Annotated in this window: 15 protein-coding genes; 12 read left to right on the top strand and 3 right to left on the bottom strand. The window is 39.9% G+C overall.

Annotated elements, in window-relative coordinates; genetic code table 11:
- The first annotated feature begins 5 nt into the window (after window positions 1-5).
- Both ACVYAD_RS04035 and ACVYAD_RS04030 read left to right on the top strand, forming a co-directional pair.
- Window positions 6-1130 carry a conserved virulence factor C family protein gene (locus ACVYAD_RS04035; RefSeq protein WP_476424772.1) on the top strand — a complete coding sequence of 375 codons (1125 nt, stop codon included), beginning with the start codon at window positions 6-8 and terminating at the stop codon, window positions 1128-1130.
- A gap of 406 nt (window positions 1131-1536) precedes the next feature.
- A complete protein-coding gene (locus ACVYAD_RS04030) occupies window positions 1537-2445 on the top strand; it encodes a hypothetical protein (protein ID WP_476424770.1) in 909 nt (302 codons plus the stop codon).
- 934 nt (window positions 2446-3379) lie between these two features.
- Here ACVYAD_RS04030 and ACVYAD_RS04025 read toward each other — a convergent pair.
- Window positions 3380-3529, bottom strand: coding sequence for a hypothetical protein (locus ACVYAD_RS04025; RefSeq protein ID WP_476424768.1), 150 nt, complete (start codon window positions 3527-3529; stop codon window positions 3380-3382).
- A 203-nt stretch (window positions 3530-3732) separates the two neighbouring features.
- On the opposite strand from ACVYAD_RS04025, the gene ACVYAD_RS04020 reads away from it, so the two are divergent.
- Genes ACVYAD_RS04020 through ACVYAD_RS03975 form a run of 10 tightly spaced genes read left to right on the top strand, consistent with a single transcriptional unit; the run spans window position 3733 to window position 14646 of the window.
- Window positions 3733-4965, top strand: coding sequence for a M20 family metallopeptidase (locus tag ACVYAD_RS04020; protein ID WP_476424766.1), 1233 nt, complete (start codon window positions 3733-3735; stop codon window positions 4963-4965).
- Window positions 4962-6050, top strand: coding sequence for a tartrate dehydrogenase (locus ACVYAD_RS04015; protein ID WP_476424764.1), 1089 nt, complete (start codon window positions 4962-4964; stop codon window positions 6048-6050). The genes ACVYAD_RS04020 and ACVYAD_RS04015 overlap by 4 nt, the downstream gene beginning before the upstream one ends.
- A gap of 1 nt (window position 6051) precedes the next feature.
- Window positions 6052-6798 (top strand): SDR family NAD(P)-dependent oxidoreductase, encoded by a 747-nt coding sequence (locus ACVYAD_RS04010; protein ID WP_476424762.1) that lies wholly within the window; start codon window positions 6052-6054, stop codon window positions 6796-6798.
- An 11-nt stretch (window positions 6799-6809) separates the two neighbouring features.
- Window positions 6810-8264, top strand: a complete 1455-nt coding sequence (locus tag ACVYAD_RS04005) for an aldehyde dehydrogenase family protein (protein WP_476424760.1) — start codon at window positions 6810-6812, stop codon at window positions 8262-8264.
- Between the two features lie 25 nt (window positions 8265-8289).
- A complete protein-coding gene (locus tag ACVYAD_RS04000; protein WP_476424758.1) occupies window positions 8290-9318 on the top strand; it encodes an ABC transporter ATP-binding protein in 1029 nt (342 codons plus the stop codon).
- Window positions 9293-10270: an ABC transporter ATP-binding protein gene (locus ACVYAD_RS03995; RefSeq protein ID WP_476424756.1), complete on the top strand. Its 978-nt coding sequence runs from the start codon at window positions 9293-9295 to the stop codon at window positions 10268-10270. Before ACVYAD_RS04000 ends, ACVYAD_RS03995 begins: the two co-directional genes overlap by 26 nt.
- Before the next feature lie 37 nt (window positions 10271-10307).
- Window positions 10308-11279, top strand: coding sequence for a P1 family peptidase (locus ACVYAD_RS03990; protein WP_349658861.1), 972 nt, complete (start codon window positions 10308-10310; stop codon window positions 11277-11279).
- Window positions 11280-11297: 18 nt separating this feature from the next.
- Complete coding sequence (locus tag ACVYAD_RS03985; protein WP_476424754.1) at window positions 11298-12845, top strand: ABC transporter substrate-binding protein; 1548 nt, start codon at window positions 11298-11300, stop codon at window positions 12843-12845.
- Between the two features lie 17 nt (window positions 12846-12862).
- Window positions 12863-13804 carry an ABC transporter permease gene (locus ACVYAD_RS03980; RefSeq protein ID WP_476424752.1) on the top strand — a complete coding sequence of 314 codons (942 nt, stop codon included), beginning with the start codon at window positions 12863-12865 and terminating at the stop codon, window positions 13802-13804.
- Between the two features lie 14 nt (window positions 13805-13818).
- The gene (locus tag ACVYAD_RS03975) at window positions 13819-14646 is read left to right on the top strand and encodes an ABC transporter permease (RefSeq protein WP_349658769.1); all 828 of its coding nucleotides are present in this window, start codon (window positions 13819-13821) and stop codon (window positions 14644-14646) included.
- Window positions 14647-15074: 428 nt separating this feature from the next.
- On the opposite strand, the gene ACVYAD_RS03970 is transcribed toward ACVYAD_RS03975, so the two are convergent.
- Together ACVYAD_RS03970 and ACVYAD_RS03965 are read right to left on the bottom strand one after the other, a co-directional pair.
- Window positions 15075-15500, bottom strand: coding sequence for a GTP pyrophosphokinase (locus tag ACVYAD_RS03970; protein WP_476424750.1), 426 nt, complete (start codon window positions 15498-15500; stop codon window positions 15075-15077).
- A 166-nt stretch (window positions 15501-15666) separates the two neighbouring features.
- Window positions 15667-16119 carry a MarR family winged helix-turn-helix transcriptional regulator gene (locus ACVYAD_RS03965; protein WP_476424748.1) on the bottom strand — a complete coding sequence of 151 codons (453 nt, stop codon included), beginning with the start codon at window positions 16117-16119 and terminating at the stop codon, window positions 15667-15669.
- Window positions 16120-16165: the final 46 nt, after the last annotated feature.

Below are 16165 nucleotides of genomic sequence, written 5' to 3'. Positions count from 1 at the left end.
TATACATGAAGATTATTACAATTGAACCAACACCAAGCCCTAATTCTATGAAGATTGTCGTTGATACAGAGTTACCTTTTGGCAAAAGCTATAATTTTACAAAAGATAATAAAGATGAAGCAACAGGTGAAGCGGCAGCGATTTTAGCAATTGAAGGTGTTAAAGGTGTTTATCATGTAGCAGATTTCTTCGCTGTTGAGCGTAACGCAAAGTATGCATGGGAAGGTATTTTAGCTAGTATCCGTCAAGTGTTAGGTGAAGATGTACAGGAAGTAAACAATGAACAAGTTGCCAATGAATTTTATGGTGAAGTGTACGTCCATGTGCAGTTTTATAAACAAGTACCGCTTCAAGTAAAGGTGTTTGATAATCAACGTGAGCATCGGGTAAGCTGTGGTGACCGCTTTGTGGAAGCTTTCAATAAAATTATTGAGACTGCAGTTGATGATAATTATATTTTCCAACGTAAGTGGATTGACTATGGTGTACGTTATGGAGAGCTAGAGGAAATTGCGGAAGCCGTAAAACAAGAAATAGATGTAACTTATTCAGAGGAACGTTTAGCGGAGATTATTGCAACGATTAATGATTCTGAGAAAACTATTGAGAAGCAAGCTAAGCTGAAAATTTCTGTTGAACAGTTTAAACAACCAGAATGGGAAAAACGTTTCCAATTGCTTGACCAAATGGCAGATCCAGAGCTAGATGATTTACCACTTTTAGATTTAGCGTTACAAGATGAGCAAATGTCTATCCGTCGACTTGCAACCGTTTATTTAGGGATGATTGAAGATGTAGCGGTTGTACCTTTTTTGGAAAAGGCATTACAGGATAAAAGTGCAGCGGTACGTCGAACAGCAGGAGATTGTATGAGTGACCTCGGCTTAGTGGAATTTGAAGACGCGATGCAGCAAGCATTGCAAGATAAAAATAAACTAGTTCGTTGGCGTGCAGCTATGTACTTATATGAAGTTGGTACGGAGAAATCATTAACAGCATTAAAAACTGCTGAAGAGGATAAAGAGTTTGAAGTGAAGCTACAAGTAAAAATGGCGATTGCCCGCATCGAACAAGGTGAGGAAGCAAAAGGTTCTGTTTGGAAGCAAATGACAGAGTCTCGCCAGCAATAAAACGAAAAAACCAGCATCTATTTGAGCAATTCAAATAGACGCTGGTTTTTTTATATTTCAATTCCATTTTTTCGCTAGGTTGTTTTTTTAGCTTGTTGCTTCCTAGAATGTATGAAGCAGTCGAAGAATTAGGAAAAGCAGATTAACTAGCCTTATTGAAAACAATTACTTCCTAAGATTAAGGATTTTCGTTTTGATTTTCTTTCAGTCATGTTTTTTTCATAAGTTTCATACATTGAAATCTCACAAGTTATTTTTTAGTGGAACAGGAGAACAGGAACATAGGAGAGCAGGGGCATATTCTATATCGGTACCCTTGAAGTTTAAGCTATAAGAGCACAGTGCATAATAAATAATAACAAATGACAAATAAAAAAAGATTATAGTTTTAAAGGAGGGAAGATAAGTGCAGTTGAAATACGATTTCGTAGACTTGCCTTTAAATGAAATTAGAGTAGGCGCTACAGGAAGAACACTATTCGATTATTATCTTAACCGCAGCCATATATTTGCCTTAGCAATGAATGAAGTCTTTGGATATGACATTATTGCAATTTGGTGCCCAATAATACAACACAACCGAGCTTTGCAAATGAAACTATTAAAGGTATATTTAGAAACATCTTATTTAGGCAAACCATATTTGTTCGATCCATCAGGCAATACCCAAACATCTGAATTACTTAAATATGAAGGGGTCATTACAGAGCTTATCACCCCCCAACAGTTTAGAAATCAAATGAAAGATTTGACTAAAATGTATTCCGAGGGAGATTTCGATGAGACTAATTTCGACAACTCATTGGCTCAAGAACTTGAAGAAATAAAACAATTCATACTAGAAAACCCGAGTCGATACGTCCCCATCTTTAGTTATATTGAGAATGCACTTACAGAAAGTGGTTGGAAGCAAGTAGAGAGAAGCTTATATCATCCGGATAAAGAAGAACCATTCCACCGAGCTGTTACCGGGTGTAGATTTTCTGCTACTCGTTCAGTTGGTCAATTCCAACATACAATCGTAATCGATGTATTAAAAGACGGGGGAGTTATATACCACATTGAGACCGATGATAATCACCGTATCTTCCAGACTGGTGTTTGCTCTATGGAACAATTCATCCTTGTTCTAAAGGAATGCGTCGATATTAAATACCCTATCAGATCACAAGTGATGATAGCTGCCTTAAAGATAACGGGCGAAGTAATCTACACTACTATAAATAACAACTACAAACCGCTTTATTTAGTTGATTTTCTCGGCGGTAAACACTGGCTAGAAAATGATGATTTAATGGCCATATCCACTAACTAATCTCTAGTAGATGAGAGCAACTTAAATACACTGACACTTTAACGTTTAGTACAAAGGTTCATTAATAAGGCGCATCCTGTTATAGCATGATTCTTCGCATATTCCTGTTATTCGTAAGAAATAGTGGAGATGGAAGGTGATCTTTTAGTTGGTAATACTTGTGGTAATGATTCGTTTGCCCAAGGTGAATTGGGCGGATCTTATGCAAATGTAAAACCAATTAGGCTCGTTAAGCTAAATTTTTCGGGTTCACCAATGATTTTATCTATAGCTTCAATGAAAGTTAAGAAATTAGATAAGTTCAAAAAGTATCTTATAGTTATACTTTGGGTCACTTCCGGCAGAGTGACCCTTTATTAATTTATCATCTCAAAATGCCCCTCCTTATTGAACATTTTCTTTTAAACGCGATATAAGTCAAACTTACAACCTTTGTTGTATAGCAACAATCTTTTCGACAACAACCATTCGCTAAGTCCTCTAATCTTCCCCTTAAATCTTCAAATGTCGTAGCTCTAACATTTCTGTGTCCAGTCATACGTCTGCTCGTATCCATCTGTGGTTATGTAACCTCTAACATAGCTTACTTTATCAATGTCTTTAGAATTTGAAGCTATATAAAAATTCTTCAGCAGTATCACCGAAATATGAGATGACATTTTGATAAAGCCTATATTATGCAAACAAGTTGATTGGAGTGTAGGTTGAGCGACTCCTTGGGGATCAGCAATAGAGGAACAAAGGCTAAAAGCATCACCTCCTGTGATAACGCCTTCGTGACCAACATCCTGCTGTTGCTGTCGCTGCGCTTTCGCACAAACAAAACCCTGCTGCTGCCGCTACGTTAGCACTACGCTTTCGCGCAAAAACATCTGCTGTTGCTGTCGCTGCGCTTTCGCACAAACAAAACCCTGCTGCTGCCGCTACGTTAGCACTACGCTTTCGCGCAAAAAACATCTGCTGTTGCTGTCGCTGCGCTTTCGCACAAACAAAATCCTGCTGCTGCCGCTACGTTAGCACTACGCTTTCGCGCAAAAACATCTGTTGCCCCGACGCCCCCCGCTGGAACGGAAATCAACCCCACGTTATTGTAATGTCCCCTTAAGTCTCTTTTTATCGAAAAATAACATAATATATATTATTTTTGTGTTTTCTAGCTTTTCACTACTAAACATAAAGTTAAAAGCATTCAATATATTATTTACAAATTGTCTAATGTTTGTTGAGTGGGATAATGATAAAATGAAGTAAATTCAGAATATTCTATAAAATGTAGGAGGCTTATAAATGACAGTAACTAGTTTAAAGACAACTGAATCCTATATACGTGACCGCGAAGCAGTTATTGAGCTTACACAAAAGCTAGTACGTATAGAAAGCGTTTACCGAGAAGATGACCCAAATGGCAATGAACAAGAAGTCGCGAACTATGTCGCTCAATATTTACGTAATATAGGGATTGAAACACATGTTGAGGAAGTTGTGCCAGGTCGACCGAATGTCGTTGGTATTATTGATTCGGGTAAGCCAGGAAAAACACTTCTTTTTGAAGGACACACAGATGTCGTAACTGAAGGCAATCGTGAGGCGTGGACGTACGATCCGTTCGGTGCAGAAATTATTGATGGTCGAATGTATGGCCGAGGCACAAATGATACAAAAGGAAATCTTGCGTGTATGATTACAGCTTGTCAGTCGTTGTTACTGGATCAGGAGGAATTTACAGGCAAGATTATTTTATGTATTCCATGTGATGAAGAAGGGCTAATGCTTGGTATTAAACATTTTATAAAAAATGGCTGGGCAGATAATGTAGATGGAGCAATTATATGTGAGCCAGAGGAAAACAACGTTTGTATCGCGCAGCGTGGAGCAATACGCTTAAAAGTGGATGTTTTCGGTAAAATGGCGCACGGTGCGATTTCCTGGAGTGGCATTAATCCGAACTGGCGCATGGCACGTTTTATCGTAGAGCTTGAAAAATTGGAAAAAGAAGAGCAGGCACGTTTAGGACGTGATCCGATGCTTAATTGGCCATCTATTACACCAACGATTTTACGCGCGCCTGTAAAAGGAGATGCGCAAATTAATGTCATTCCTGATCACTGTATGACGACACTTGATATTCGTACAGTTCCTGCACAGGATCATGATGAGCTTCTCGGTAAAATTGAGGGAATTATAAAACGCCTGCAAGCAGATGATCCAGATTTTAAAGTGGAGTTAACAGTGCTTGATAATCGCCCTGCAACAGCAACAGCGAAGGAGGAGCCTGTTGTACAAGCCATTTATGAGGCAGTCGCTGAGGTAACGGAAAAAGAGCCGAAATATAACGGTGTCCCAGGAGCTACAGATGGAACATTCCTACATGTGCATGGGGTACCGATCGTTACCGTTGGAGCGGGTGATCGTGATATGCCCCACCAAATTGACGAATATGTCGATATCGAAGAATTAGCAGAAACTACAGCCATTTACCGTTTAGCAGCCTTAAAGTTTTTAGCAGGTGATGCACAATGACTCACACAAAAATCGCAGTTATTCCAGGAGATGGTATTGGGAAGGAAGTTATGGAGGAAGCATTAAAGGTACTAAATTCTCTTCAGGAACATGATTCTACATTACAAATAGATACAACTATTTTTCCTTGGAGCTCAGATTATTATCTCAATCACGGTCGAATGATGCCAAGTAACGCATTAGACAAATTAAAAGAATTTGAAGCGATATTATTCGGGGCTATTGGAGATGCTCGTGTTCCTGATGACGTGACAGTATGGGAATTAATTATGCCGATACGAAAAAGCTTTCAGCAATATGTTAATTTTCGTCCGATTAAATCACTACCTGGCATAGCCTCGCCACTTGCTAATGGAAGGGATATTGATTTTGTGATCTTCCGTGAAAATGCAGAGGGGGAATATTCCGATAGTGGTGGGCGAATTTATCATCGTCAACCACAGGAAATGACGATTCAAAATACGATTATGACACGTATCGGTATTGAAAAAATTGTCCAAGCCGCCTGTGATTATGCCTATAAAAATGGCAAAACAAAGATTACGAGCGCGACAAAATCGAATGCTATTATTCATTCAATGAAGTTTTGGGACGAGCATGCTAGAAGAATTGTTGCACAAAGTTCACCAGCACTAGAGTTAGAATCTATCTATATCGACGCTTTAGTAGCTTATTTCGTGGAACGACCGCAAGATTTTCAGGTTGTTGTTGCCTCCAATTTATTCGGAGATATTTTATCAGATTTAGGATCAGCCATCGTTGGTGGTCTTGGGCTGTCACCGTCAGCTAATTTAAATCCAGAAAAGGAATTCCCCTCTATGTTTGAGCCTGTACATGGCTCAGCACCAAATATTGCAGGAAAGGGCATAGCAAACCCAATTGCACAAATTTGGTCACTTGCTTTGTTACTTGGGCATATCGGAAGACCTGATTTAGAGGTGCTAATAGTAAGTGCGATTGAGACGGTACTTCGAGAAGGGGCTGTGAAAACCGCAGATATTGGTGGACAGGCGTCAACCGCACAAATGGGTGATGCGATTTGTCAGGAGATTATCAAAATGAATTTAGCGGCAAGGGGTGTATAGCATGGCAGTAGAGCAAAAGGTCATCATTGTAACAGGTGCTGGTGGTGGTATGGGAAAAGCCATTATTCAGGAACAACTTGCAAAGGGCAATATTGCTGTAGGGCTTGATTTATCAGTAGCTTCTTTAAACGATTTAGCGCACGATGCCTTGCAATGCTTTGAGGTCAATGTCTTGCAAGAGGAGCGTGTGAACGAAGTATTCAAGCGGATTTTTGATGAGTATGGACGGATTGATGGACTTGTCAACGCGCTTGGTATAGCGCAGGCAGCAAAACCGATTGAGCAAGTAACGATAGACGAGTGGAACCGGTTAATGGATGTCAATGTTAAAAGCTTATTTATTACAACAAAGGCAGTCGTTCCTTATATGAAGAAGAGGCTAAAGGGCTCAATTGTCACAATCGCTTCCATTTCTGCAGTACGACCACGCCCAGGTTTACAGTCTTATATTGCATCTAAAGGGGCGGCGGAGAGCTTTACACGTGGTTTGGCTATTGAGCTAGCTCCGTTCCAAATACGTGTGAATACGATTCACCCAGGGCCAGCCGATACGCAGATGCTTTCTCAATTTACGGCACAAGGAGCGGACGTCGAGCAAACTAAGCAGAGTGTCTTTGTTCAATCGGTCCCACTTGGGCGATTAGTGAATCCATCAGACATTGCCGGAGCAGTAAGTTATTTACTCTCTGATGCAGCGAATATGGTTACAGGAACGACATTGCATGTAGACGGTGGTCGTGGACTATAGGAGGGATACGCGTGAAGAAAATACCGATGTTGATAAATGGTGAGTGGATACATGGTGATATGGAAACATTATTGGATGTCATGAACCCCTCTACTGGTGAAGTCATTGCCCAAATTACGAATGCGAATAAAATCCATGTTGACGAGGCTGTACGCGCTGCGCGAGTAGCGTTTGAGAGTGAAGAGTGGCGGCAAATAAAGGCTTATGAACGTGGGCAGCTACTCATTGAACTTGCACGCTATATACGTCTGCATGCAGAGGAATGGAGTTTGTTAGAATGTCGTGATGTTGGAAAGCCATTAACTCAAGCAAGAGCGGATATTGAAGCGGCAGCCCGCTATTTTGAGTTTTATGGAGGAGCTGCCGATAAAGTTATGGGGGATACGATCCCCATTGAAGACGGCATTTTAAATGCGGTAGTGTTAGAGCCTGTAGGAATTACCGTACATATCGTGCCTTGGAATTATCCTATTCAAATTACGGCAAGAAGTGTAGCAGCTGCAATTGCTACTGGCAATGCTGTAATTGTTAAAAGTGCGGAGGATACGCCATTAACTACACACGCTATAACGGAATGGTTTGCGGATAAAGTGCCAAAAGGTATTTTTCAGCATATTACAGGTTTAGGTCGTGATGTTGGGCCGTATTTAACTTCCCATCCTGATATCAATCATATCACGTTTACAGGCTCTGTTCCGACGGGCATTGAGGTGATGAAGTCAGCCGCTGAAAATGTTGTACCAGTAACATTAGAGCTTGGTGGAAAATCCCCAAATATTGTTTTTGCGGATGCCAACATGGAGCAAGCGCTTGAAGGAGTTGTACGCGCCATTATTCAAAATGCCGGACAAACATGCTCGGCTGGGGCCAGACTCCTAATTGAAGAGCGTGTTAAAGAAAAATTCATGGCAAAATTAGTACAAAAATTCCAAGCATTAAAAGTTGGCCCTGGTGAAGCGGACGTTGATATGGGCCCGCTTCTAAATGAACGACAATATACGAAGATTTCAACACTGCTGCAAAAGGCGAAAGAGGATGGCTACGTAGTTACTGGTGGTGAAACTCTGACGATTAAAGGCTTTGAACAGGGTTATTATGTTGAGCCAACAATACTTGCTGGAGTAAAAGCTAACGATCCACTCGCGCAGGAGGAAATTTTCGGACCGGTGTTAACTGTATTTGCGTTTACGACGGTTGATGAAGCAATTACCTTAGCGAATAGTACAGATTACGGATTAGTTGCAGGCGTTTGGTCGAAGGATTTGGATACTGCACATTATGTTTCAAGTCGTGTAAAAGCTGGACAAGTGTTTGTTAATAACTATGGAGCAGCAGGCGGAATTCAAATGCCGTTTGGCGGCTATAAAAAGAGTGGCATTGGACGAGAAAAAGGTTTTGTCGCGTTGAGAAATTATACGCAAATGAAAAATATCGCAATACGCTATGCACCACCTAATCAAATGTAATGAAATGTGAGATGGAGGGATGCATATGGATCAGCCAAAAGAAAATCAGGTGCTCCTAGAGGTAAAACATTTAAAAATAAAATTCCATTTAAAAAATGGTAAGCAGGCAAAAGTGGTCGATGATGTGAGCTTTACGATTCGTAAGGGAGAAACGGTTGCGCTTGTAGGTGAGTCTGGAAGCGGTAAAAGTATTACATCGTTATCAATTATGCGATTACTGCCTATTCCACCAGGAGAAATTACTGCTGGTACCATTAAACTGAATGGTAAAAATCTCTTAGACTTTAAAAATAAAGAGATGAGCAATATAAGAGGTAATGAAATTAGTATGATTTTTCAAGAGCCGATGACATCATTAGATCCTGTCTTTACAGTCGGTAATCAAATGATGGAAGGCATTCGCAGACATCAAAGGATATCAAAAAAGGAGGCGCGGGAGAAATCTTTGCATCTCTTAAAAGAAGTGGGTATTGCCAATGCAGAAAAGGTGATTGCTGAATATCCACACCAATTATCAGGTGGTATGCGCCAACGTGTCATGATTGCGATTGCAATGTCCAATAACCCTCAACTGCTAATTGCTGATGAGCCAACAACGGCACTTGATGTAACAGTACAGGCTCAAATTTTAAAGCTTATGATGAAGATGAAGGAAGAACATCAATCGGCTATATTATTTATTACACATGATATGAGCGTTGTAGCAGAAACGGCAGATCGCGTTCTAGTTATGTATGCAGGCCAAATTGTAGAAGAAGCGCCAGTGCGAGAGCTTTTTATGAATCCAAAGCATCCATATACAACGGCTCTTTTGAAAACAATGCCTAATCTAGAGTCAGATGTTAAACGATTGCCGTCAATCCCAGGAACTGTTCCACCAGCTAATGCGTTACCAGAAGGCTGCCGTTTTGCATCACGCTGTCCATTTGTAATGGCACAATGCCGTAACGTGCAACCTGAGGCAATCCATATTCAAGACGAGCATAAAGTACGCTGTCATTTATTTTCAAAGAAAGGGGCACATGATCATGACGAAGAAAGAAGCCTTGCTTGAAATAAAACATTTAAAAGCGTACTTTCCTGTAAAACGTAAGTCGATGAGGGATGAGAAAAAGGTCATTAAAGCAGTCGATGATATTTCTCTAGAAATTTTCCGAGGTGAGACGCTTGGGATCGTAGGCGAATCCGGCTCAGGAAAATCGACGTTTGGCCGAACTATTTTAAAACTCGTTGAACCGACCGACGGAGAAATTTTATATAAAGGACAGCCTATTCAGCAGTTAAAGGGAAGTAAACTACAAACTTATCGCAATCAAATGCAAATGATTTTTCAGGATCCGTTTGCATCACTCAATCCTCGTATGCGAATAGGTGCCATCATAGAAGAGCCGATGAAGCTGCAATTAACATTAACGAAAGAGCAGCGCAAAGAACGTGTAAAGGAGCTTTTACACAAGGTAGGTTTACCAGAGGATGCTATGCAAAAGTTCCCACATGAATTTTCCGGGGGCCAAAGACAACGAATCGGTATTGCGCGGGCTCTTGCTATTCATCCAGAGTTCATTATTGCGGACGAGCCTGTATCTGCATTAGATGTTTCGGTGCAGTCACAGGTATTGAATTTAATGATGGATTTACAGGATGAATTTCATTTGACCTATTTATTTATTTCACATGATTTAAGTGTTGTAAAACATATTAGCGATCGAGTAGCTGTGTTGTATTTGGGGAGGGTAGTGGAAATTGGTGCGAAGAAAGAATTATATGCAAATCCTCTGCACCCATATACGCAGGCATTGCTATCCGCCATTCCAGTGATCAACTTTGATGAGCCGAAACAAAAAATACCGTTACAGGGTGAATTGCTGAGCCCGATGAATCCTCCTGTAGGCTGTGTGTTTCATACACGTTGTCCCTATGTGATGGAAAGATGTCATCAGGAACGGCCAGAGCTTCAGGAAGAAAATAACCATCAACGGGTTGCGTGCTTTTTATATGATAAATAGACTGAAAAATCAGTCTTTGTGAAGAGGGGTGTGTATGGTGCTTGGAAACATTACAGATGTGCCTGGAGTTAAAGTAGGGCATGCAGAAAATAGTGAAGGAATTACAGGCTGTACAGCGATTTTAGTGGAAAATGGTGCGGTGTGCGGTGTCGATGTAAGAGGCTCAGCGCCGGGCACTCGAGAGACAGATGCACTTGATCCTATTAACGAAATTGAGCATGTGCATGGGATTTGCCTGTCAGGGGGGAGCGCATTTGGATTGGATGCTGCGGCAGGAGTTATGCAATTTCTAGAGGAGCGAGGTGTTGGCGTACAGGCAGGTGTTGCCACAATTCCAATTGTTCCTAGTGCGGTGCTGTTCGATTTATTTATCGGTGATCCAAAGACAAGACCTACTGCTCCAATGGGCTATGAAGCCGCTAAAAGTGCGGTTGTTGGTCCATTTGCAAATGGTAATACAGGGGCTGGTTATGGTGCGACTGTAGGAAAATTGGCGGGTCCTCAATTTTGTATGAAAGGGGGACTAGGTAGCGCCTCTATAGCTGGCCAAGAGGATGTTGTAGTGGGTGCCATTGTTGCTGTCAATGCTGTTGGAGATGTGAAAGATCCTATTACAAGAGAAACGCTAGCAGGAGCAAGGAATCCGAAAACAGGGGAATGGATGGATTGCTGTACGTATTTAGAGGAGCATGTGCAATCGGAAGCATTGTCTGGTACGAATACGACAATCGGTGTCGTTGCAGTAAATGCAAAGCTGACAAAAGCAGAGGCGAAAAAAATAGCCCAGCTTACACAAAATGCTCTTGCACGGACAATTTATCCAGTACACACAATGCTGGATGGAGATACGATTTTCGTGCTTGGTACAGGGAATAAAAGATTTCCGGTGGACTATTTGGGTCATCTAGCTACAAGAGCTATGGAAGAAGCGATCATTACTGGCATTAAAGCTGCAGATAAATTAGCTGAAGTAGAAAGCTATAAAAGCATTCAAATAATGAGCACATAGAGAATAGGGGGAAATAACATGAGACTAAAGAAAAATCGGTCGTTGCTGTTATTGACAATGATAGTCATTTTATTAATGAGTGCCTGTTCAAGTGATGACAAAAAGGATGCAAGTACTAGTGGAAAGACAGTAGCGGATTTACCTCAAGAAATCGTAGTACGTATAAATGACGACCCAGATTTTTTAGATCCACATAAAGCGACAGCGTCTATTTCTTACCAAATGATTCTTAATATTTTTGAAGGACTAATGGCACCGCAAACAGATGGAACGTTAATAGAAGGGTTAGCTGAAAGCTATGCAATATCTGAAGATGGTTTAACATATACATTCAATATTCGTCCGGGTGTGAAATTTCATAATGGAGAGGATTTAACTGTTGAGGATATTCAGTATTCATTTGATCGTTTAATGGGGAAAAACGGTGGCGAAAAGATGTCAAACAGCTTTGATAATGTTGCGTCAACAGAAGCACCAGATGCCAATACATTTGTGATCAAGCTAAAAGAGCCGAACTCTAACTTCTTAAATTCATTAACGGCTCGACAATCAGCTATCTTACCAAAAAGCAATGATGGAAAGCATAATGAAAACCCGATAGGTACTGGACCATTTGCATATGTAAAATACTCGCCGGGCACAAATTTAGAACTGAAGAAAAATGAAAACTACTGGAAAGAAGGTTTACCTTATTTGAATAAAGTGACGTTTACCTTTCAATCGGATGATCAAGCAGCGATTATGAGTTTAATGGCCAATGAAGTCGATTTAACGAGTGTACCTTGGCAGCGCGTAAGTGAGGTAGGAGATAACTATAACTTATCTCATCAAAATAATAATTCATCATTAATCGTTACATTTAATGAAACGAAAGCACCTTTTGATAATGTAAAGGTCCGTCAAGCAATTAACTACGCGATTAGTAAGTCCGATATTATTGACTCAGTGTTTGCGGGCTATGCTGTACCACTTGGTTCAAACATGAGTCCGGCAATGGGGGACTATCAAAAGAAAGGCTTAGAAGATATGTATAAGCGTGATGTGGAAAAAGCCAAAGCATTATTAACAGAAGCGGGCTATCCTAAAGGCTTTAAAACGAAAATTACTGTATCTTCACATAATGATATTTATTCAAATATCGCGCAAATCGTTGCCGATAATTTAAAGGAGATTGGTATTGATGTAGAAATTGAAGTTGTCGAATGGGGAATTTGGCTAGACCGAGTTTACTTTGGTCGGGACTATCAAATGACAACAATCGATTTAACGGGTCGTGCTTCTGCTTATGAAATTATTAATGATTACATTTCAACAAATGATAGTGAAAACTTTTTCAAATTTAAAAATGAGGAATACGATAAAATTATGGCAGACGTTTTAAAGGAAAGAGATCAGGCGAAGCAAATTGACTACTATCATCGTGCACAGGAAATTTTAGCTGAGCAGGCAGCAGCGGTTTATATCGCAGATTATCAAATTGTTTGGGGCTCTAAGAAGCAAGTTACTGGATTAAAGAACTATCCATTCTGGTTCCATGATATGTCTGAGGTTAAAATTTCCAACTAGAAAGGGATGAGTGCTTGATGATGTATATTATACGTCGTTTCATCCTGTTAATAACAACTATCCTTCTAGTGTCGATCATTACATTCGGTGTTTTTCAAATTTTACCTGGAGATCCGGTTCGGACAATGTTAGGTACTGAAGCGGATCCCACACAAATTGAAAATTTGCAATTAGAGCTTGGCTTGAATCGCCCCCTTTATGAACAATATACAGATTGGATGAAGGGATTATTAACAGGGGAACTAGGAAATTCTATTCGTTTTTCAATGCCGGTAAAAGACTTACTGTTTGACAGACTACCTGTAACGATGTCATTAGCTGGGCTCGCCCTCGTAATTGTGTTACTCGTTTCATTACCATTGGGGATGTTTGCGGCGAGAAGACAAAATAAGTTCAGTGATATGTCGTTGTCAACAGTGACACAAGTTGGAATGGCTATTCCTTCTTTCTGGCTTGGAATGATTCTCATTTTATATATTGGACTACAGTTCAGCTTCTTTAAAATAAGTGGTTATATTCCGTGGACGCAAAGTGTAGCAGGAGCGTTAAGTACACTTATTCTCCCTGCGTTAACAATTGCGATTCCGCAAATTGCGGTCAATTTTCGCTATGTCCGTACGTCAATTTTAGAGCAAGTTCAGCTCGATTATGTGCGTACGATTCGTAGTAAAGGGATGTCTGAGCAAAATGTTATGTATAAGCATGTCTTAAAAAATTCGATGATTCCAATATTAACGGTATTTGGATTAATTATGGCTGAAGTTGTTGCTGGAACGATTATTGTGGAGCAAGTATTTTCACTGCCAGGCGTTGGTCAACTTCTCATCACAGCTATTAGTAATCGTGATTTTCCATTAGTACAAGGAATCGTTATGTATATTACTGTTGCGGTGGTCATGATTAATTTTATGGTCGATATTTTATATTCAGTGTTAGATCCTAGAATCCGATTACGATGAGCGAGGTGGATACGATGAAACATATACAAAGATACATGAAAAATATTAATTTAATCATTGGTCTACTAGTCATTGTCGGTTTTCTAATCATCATGATAATCAGTTTTTTTTATACACCTCATGATGTGAATTCGATGAATATACCTCAAAAATTACGTAGCCCAAGTAGTGATTATCTATTTGGAACGGATGAATTTGGTCGTGATATTTTTAGCCGTATTATGAAAGGAACACAAACGGCCTTTGCAGTCGGACTAATGACAGTATTTATTGGAATAATTTTTGGTATTTTAATTGGTGGTATAGCGGGGTATGTAGGTGGCTGGATCGATGAAATTTTTATGCGCATGATGGATGCATTAATGGCCTTTCCGGGAATTATACTAGCTTTAATGCTCGTGGCTGTATTTGGGCCGGGGATTGTTAATACGGCTATTGCATTAGGCATTATTGCCATACCGGCCATTGCCAGAATTACACGTAGTGGTTTCGTCCAACATCGTGATACTGAATATGTTTTAGCAGCAAAGTTAATCGGTGTAAAACCTTATAGCATTATGTTTCGTCATATATTACCTAATATTTCATCGCAAATTATCGTCGCTGCCACTGTGACCTTTGCGACTGCAATGCTTGCGGAGGCGGCACTTAGTTATTTAGGACTTGGTGTGCAGCCACCAAACCCTAGTTGGGGCCGCATGTTAAAAGATTCACAAGCCTATTTAGTGGGAGCCCCTTGGTACACTTATGCGCCAGGTGGAGCTATTACAGTACTTGTATTAGGTTTGTATATGCTTAGCAATGCGTTACGCGATTTTATGGATCCGCGTTCAAAAGCGTAAAATATCAGGTGCTGTTTTTTTCAATAAATCATTGGCCTTCATCGCTATTGACGTCGAGGGGTTGTGAAAAAATAAAATAATTTTTAGTCGTTCAAACGTTAATAGAGTGTTTGACGGACAATTAATAATTGTAGTGTTTGATATTTTCCGTATTATCTTCCGCGAAAGTAAGAAAGCATTTTGCATTATGCAAGGTGCTTTTTTCTTATATCATCCGAACCCTCTTACTCCGCTTAGTCGTAAGTATGTACCCAAAAGAAAAAGACTGTCAAATTTGACAATCTAATCAAGTGCTTTGTGAGCTGTTTTCTTTGCTTTTGTAGCAAAGGCAAGGCGGATAAGCTGAACAATCAAGGTAACACCTGAAATAGCTATGACGGCAATATAAATTATACTTAACAATTCTCTTTCTACCTTTTGCTAATTTGTTACTGCTCTAAAAACTCAGTAGCTTTTTTATATTTTTCAAGTCGCTCTAAATCCTTATCGGTTATGCTTAGAAGCCGGGAGCGGTCTGAATTATGTTTTAAGTCCGCTAGTTTTACTAATCTAGCAATAGGGGAGGCTTTAACTTGCCTCAGATAATCAAAATAAGGTGTATTTCTATCTTTGGTTAAGACTTGCACAGCTTTAATCACATTATCAGGTATTCCAGCGTTCTTAAAGTCATTTGCTGTTATCTTTGTATCTTCAAGAACATCATGCAAATAAGCAGTAGCTTTTTCTTCCGCAGATTTCACAAAGCTGGCGACTGTTTCAGGGTGTTTAATGTAATCAACGCCTGCTTTATCAACTTGTCCAGCATGAGCCTTTCTAGCTATCTCATGGGCTATCTCAACATAATCAGGCAACATATAGCAGACCTCGCTATAACTTTCATTTTATCATACTATTCGCTCGCTAACTAATGCTTAGAGTGCCAAAAGGGTGTAATTCAAGGGCTGTTAACGTTATATTAAAATAGGTATTCTTCGCAAAGGAAGACGGTTCCAAATGCTCAAAAAGCACGAGGAATCACCTTTAATAATTTCGTTTATGCCCTTTTTTTACGTATTCCCAATCAGTTTCAATGTTTTGACGAATACGAATTAAAAAGTCTTGAACACTGTCCATTTCTTCAGGAGAAAAACCATCTAATGCTCTAGCATTCGAATAGTCTCCTTCTCGCTTTAAAAATGGATAAATCTTTAAACTTTTTTCTGTTGGGAAAAGCTGTTTGTTTTTCTTGTTACCAACTTCACTACGCTTTTCTACAAAACCTTTAGTCTCCAACTTTTGAATAGCTCGAGAGGCAGTTGTGCGATCTACCTTCAATAGTTCAGCAACCTTTTCTTGAATAATACCAGGGTTTTCACAGATGCGAGTGACAAACAAATACTGTCCCTTTGTTAAATCAAGTTCTTTAAACTCAATATTACTAATGGAATCAAGTGCCCGAGCAATCGCACCAATATCTCGTAAAATTTCCTTCATTGATTGCCTCCGAAAAATATTGTATTTGCAATAAAAAATACTCTAT

Source organism: Lysinibacillus sp. G1-3, assembly GCF_056322905.1.
This window is presented reverse-complemented; position numbering and strand designations above follow the sequence as displayed.

Bases quoted from the DNA above. Each gene is read 5' to 3' on its own strand.
- ACVYAD_RS04015 (WP_476424764.1), top strand. From the start codon at position 4,962: ATGACTCACACAAAAATCGCAGTTATTCCAGGAGATGGTATTGGGAAG.
- ACVYAD_RS03985 (WP_476424754.1), top strand. From the start codon at position 11,298: ATGAGACTAAAGAAAAATCGGTCGTTGCTGTTATTGACAATGATAGTC.
- ACVYAD_RS04020 (WP_476424766.1), top strand. From the start codon at position 3,733: ATGACAGTAACTAGTTTAAAGACAACTGAATCCTATATACGTGACCGC.
- ACVYAD_RS03965 (WP_476424748.1), bottom strand. From the start codon at position 16,119: ATGAAGGAAATTTTACGAGATATTGGTGCGATTGCTCGGGCACTTGAT.
- ACVYAD_RS03995 (WP_476424756.1), top strand. From the start codon at position 9,293: ATGACGAAGAAAGAAGCCTTGCTTGAAATAAAACATTTAAAAGCGTAC.
- ACVYAD_RS04035 (WP_476424772.1), top strand. From the start codon at position 6: ATGAAGATTATTACAATTGAACCAACACCAAGCCCTAATTCTATGAAG.
- ACVYAD_RS03975 (WP_349658769.1), top strand. From the start codon at position 13,819: ATGAAACATATACAAAGATACATGAAAAATATTAATTTAATCATTGGT.
- ACVYAD_RS04000 (WP_476424758.1), top strand. From the start codon at position 8,290: ATGGATCAGCCAAAAGAAAATCAGGTGCTCCTAGAGGTAAAACATTTA.
- ACVYAD_RS03980 (WP_476424752.1), top strand. From the start codon at position 12,863: ATGATGTATATTATACGTCGTTTCATCCTGTTAATAACAACTATCCTT.
- ACVYAD_RS03970 (WP_476424750.1), bottom strand. From the start codon at position 15,500: ATGTTGCCTGATTATGTTGAGATAGCCCATGAGATAGCTAGAAAGGCT.
- ACVYAD_RS04010 (WP_476424762.1), top strand. From the start codon at position 6,052: ATGGCAGTAGAGCAAAAGGTCATCATTGTAACAGGTGCTGGTGGTGGT.